The sequence below is a fragment of the Mycobacterium sp. genome (assembly GCF_032162605.1).
Taxonomy (GTDB): domain Bacteria; phylum Actinomycetota; class Actinomycetes; order Mycobacteriales; family Mycobacteriaceae; genus Mycobacterium.
The window spans coordinates 1-3,100 of record NZ_JAVROT010000354.1; the positions used below are offsets into that span (position 1 = coordinate 1).

At 66.5% G+C, this 3,100-nt stretch carries 4 protein-coding genes; 1 reads left to right on the plus strand and 3 read right to left on the minus strand.

From position 1 onward, the window contains the following. Positions 1 to 636: 636 nt before the first annotated feature. Positions 637 to 864 (minus strand): DUF3618 domain-containing protein, encoded by a 228-nt coding sequence (locus QOI01_RS20010; protein WP_526383989.1) that lies wholly within the window; start codon positions 862 to 864, stop codon positions 637 to 639. 95 nt (positions 865 to 959) lie between these two features. Between QOI01_RS20010 and bcp the strand changes: the two genes are divergently transcribed. Then, positions 960 to 1,430, plus strand: coding sequence for a thioredoxin-dependent thiol peroxidase (gene bcp / locus QOI01_RS20015; RefSeq protein WP_526383991.1), 471 nt, complete (start codon positions 960 to 962; stop codon positions 1,428 to 1,430). Here bcp and QOI01_RS20020 read toward each other — a convergent pair. Together QOI01_RS20020 and QOI01_RS20025 are read right to left on the minus strand one after the other, a co-directional pair. Beyond that, complete coding sequence (locus QOI01_RS20020; protein WP_526383993.1) at positions 1,419 to 2,756, minus strand: M20/M25/M40 family metallo-hydrolase; 1,338 nt, start codon at positions 2,754 to 2,756, stop codon at positions 1,419 to 1,421. The two genes, bcp and QOI01_RS20020, sit on opposite strands and share 12 nt — an antisense overlap. Before the next feature lie 128 nt (positions 2,757 to 2,884). Next, positions 2,885 to 3,100: holo-ACP synthase (locus tag QOI01_RS20025; protein ID WP_526383995.1), on the minus strand; the 216-nt coding region annotated here is incomplete at its 5' end.

Genomic DNA, 3,100 nt, shown 5'->3' on the forward strand with positions numbered 1-3,100 from the left:
GAAGCACGCTGACCTGCCCATCGACACGAACCCGGCGCTGCGGGATTTGGCACCGGGCGTCTCACGGCGCGCAAATACTGGACGAGATCGTGCAGTCGTCACGAACCCACGCTGATTTCTCGACAGCCGACGGAAGCTATGTCCCGCCGTTCTGCCCGACTCCTTGTCAACCCATTCCGCGAAGTAGCCTTGGATAGCCACTGACACCCACTGACACTGGAGTAATCAACTCGCAGATCCCATGGACGGGCCACAGTGTGTGTGCTGAAATCAATGCTTGCGCGCAAAGTCTTGACTGCCCCATGGATCGGAATTTCCAGCAACGTAAGCCCTAAGCTGGGAAAACGGATTGTCAATCCCGACACAACACTGGGCAGTGGATGCTACGATGGCGTTAGCTAGAGTCAGGCGGGCGGATGTTCGCTCTGATCTCTGAGAGAGGAACGGGGTCTTAGCTGATGTCGACCGCAGGTGCGGCACACTCCACCGCCGCGTCACCCGTCGAGGTTGACGACGCGGGTGCGCAGGGCGTCGTAACGGTCCACAGCTGCGCCAGGATCGGCCGCCGGGCCAACCCCCCCGGCTTCTCGTTCCTGGGCTGGTTTCGCTTCGGCTTTCGCCGCCGCGGAAAGTCCGCTAGCCATTCCTGAGCCGTCGGATCACCAGCACCAGCACGACGGTGCCCACGCCCGCGAGGGACACCACGACCAGCGGCCTCTTGACGAACTGCACCACGGCGGCCCTGGCGTCGTCCGCGATCCGGCGCGGGTTCGCACGCTCTGCGAGGGCATCCACCGTGGTCGCGAGTTGGTGGCGAGCCACGTCGATGTCCTGCTTGATCTTGTCCGGATCCCGGTCCGCCACGTCAGCCCCTTCAATCGCGTTGCTGTCTCGGGGAATTACCCTAGTTGAGCCACACGACGACGTCGTGCACCGGCCGACCGAAGGGACATTCACTCATGCCACCGACCCGCCTCGCCGTCGGCGACAAGGCCCCCGCCTTCAGCCTGCCCGACGCCGACGGCAAGACCGTGAAGCTCAGTGACTACAAGGGGCGCAAGGTCATCGTGTACTTCTACCCCGCCGCCTCGACCCCCGGCTGTACGAAACAGGCATGTGACTTTCGGGACAACCTCGGGCATCTCAATGAGGTCGGACTCGACGTCATCGGCATCTCGCCGGACAAGCCGGAGAAGCTCGCCAAGTTCCGCGACGCCGAGGGGCTGACGTTCCCCCTGCTGTCCGATCCGGAACGCAAGGTGCTCACCGAGTGGGGCACGTTCGGCGAGAAGACCATGTACGGCAAGACGGTTCAGGGCGTCATCCGCTCGACGTTTGTCGTCGACGAGAAGGGCAAGATCGAGGTCGCCCGCTACAACGTCAAGGCCACCGGGCACGTCGCGAAGCTCATCAGCGACCTAGCGCTGTAGAGCGCCGAGCGCCTCAAGAAGCAGGGCCTCGGACGTGGCCGCGCGCTCGAGCACTCCGAGATCGAGGCTCTCGTCGATGCTGTGCGCCTGCGTCGCGGGATCTTCGACGCCGGTGACGAGGATCTTCGCCTCGGGGAACGCGGCGGCGAACGCGGCGATGAACGGAATCGACCCGCCGACCCCGGTGTCGATCGCACCGCTCCCCCATGCCTGCCGGAAAGCGGAGCGCGCGGCGTCGTAGACGGGTCCGCTGGCGTCTATGGCGTACGGCTGGCCGACGTCACCCGGCGTCACCGTCACCCGGGCGCCCCACGGGGCGTGCTGCTCCAGATGGCGCGTCAGGGCGCCCAGATGCTGGACGGCGTCACCGCCTGGCGCGACGCGCAGGCTGACCTTGGCACTGGCCCGTGGGATCAACGTGTTCGACGACTTCGCGATGGGCGTCGTGTCGATGCCGATCACGGTGATCGCCGGTTTGGCCCACAGCCGGTCGGTCACCGAGCCCGAACCGATCTCGGTGACGCCCTCGAGCAGCCCGGACTCCTCGCGTACGCGCTCGGGCGGGAAGTCCACGTCGGCCGCCGAGCCCTGATGCAACCCGGCGATCGCGACGTTGCCATCGTCGTCGTGGAGGCTGGCCAGGAGTCGGACGAGCACGCTCAGCGCATCGGGGACCACCCCGCCCCACATGCCGGAATGCAGTCCGTGATCGAGCGTGGCGACCTCGACGACGCAGTCGGCCAGCCCGCGAAGCGACACCGTGAGCGAGGGGATCTCGGTACTCCAGTTGTCGGAGTCGGCGATCACGATGACATCGGCGGCGAGCAGATCCTGGTGGGCGGTCAGCAGCGCACCCAGCGAGGGGGATCCCGATTCCTCCTCGCCCTCCACGAACACCGTGACGCCGACCGGCAGGCTGCCGTCGAACGCCCGGATGGCGGCCAGATGCGTGGCGATCCCCGCCTTGTCGTCGGCGGTGCCCCTTCCGTACAGGCGTCCGTCGCGCTCAGTGGGCTCGAACGGAGGCGAGGCCCATTGGGAGCGGTCGCCCTCTGGCTGCACGTCGTGGTGGGCATACAGCAGAACCGTCGGGGCGCCGGGCGGCGCCGGATGGCGGGCAATGACGGCTGGGGCACCCCCCTCGCTGACGATGCGAATGTCGTCGAACCCTGCCTCCGACAACAACTTCGAGACCGCATCGGCACTTCGCCGGACCTCGTCGCGTCGCGCCGGGTCGGCCCATACCGACTCGATGCGGACGAGATCCTCGAGGTCGGCGCGCACCGATGGCAGTACCGACTTCACCTTGTCGACCAGATCGCTCATGGCAACGAGGTTAGTAGGCGTCCACGACCGGTGACGAGCGTGCGCGGTTGCACCAAACTCGTGGCGTGTCGCGGAGCAGACACGCACGCTCGCGCTGAGAGGGGGTGCGCGGAAGGCGAGCTGTATGTCTAACCGGCCGACTCCAGCACCGCGACCGCCGCCGCAGTGTCGCCGTCGTGCGTCAACGACACGTGGATGGTGATGTCCTTCAGGTGTTCGGCGATGTCGCCGGACTGCCGCAGCGTCGGCCTGCCCCACATGTCCGTGACCTCTTCGATGTCACGGTGGATGTCCTCTGGCTGCACGGGCCGCTTCGAGATCCGCGAACCCGACCACGCCTTGTT

Coding starts and splice junctions, on each gene's coding strand:
- bcp (WP_526383991.1), top strand. CDS start 960: ATGCCACCGACCCGCCTCGCCGTCGGCGACAAGGCCCCCGCCTTCAGC.
- QOI01_RS20020 (WP_526383993.1), bottom strand. CDS start 2,756: ATGAGCGATCTGGTCGACAAGGTGAAGTCGGTACTGCCATCGGTGCGC.